This is a genomic window from Chromohalobacter sp. HP20-39 (genome assembly GCF_033052815.1).
Lineage (GTDB): Bacteria > Pseudomonadota > Gammaproteobacteria > Pseudomonadales > Halomonadaceae > Chromohalobacter.
The window spans coordinates 1-260 of sequence record NZ_JAWHTP010000809.1 but is presented as its reverse complement, the minus strand read 5'-3'; the positions used below and the strand labels follow the sequence as shown (position 1 = coordinate 260).

Here is a 260-nt window from a genome sequence, read left to right as displayed (position 1 = left end):
AGAAGGCGGCCGAGCACAGCAAGAACCTCGCGGCGATCATGATCACCTACCCGTCCACGCACGGCGTGTTCGAGGAAGGCGTCAAGCGCGTCTGCGAACTCGTGCACAGCCACGGCGGCCAGGTCTACGTGGACGGCGCCAACATGAACGCGATGGTCGGCACGGCTGCGCCGGGCCACTTCGGCGGCGATGTCTCGCACCTGAACCTGCACAAGACGTTCTGCATTCCGCACGGCGGTGGCGGCCCGGGCGTCGGTCCG

1 pseudogene is annotated in these 260 nt (G+C 67.7%); it reads left to right on the top strand.

Annotated elements, in window-relative coordinates:
• Positions 1-260, top strand: a pseudogene (locus RVY79_RS20195) (hypothetical protein); the annotation flags it as partial.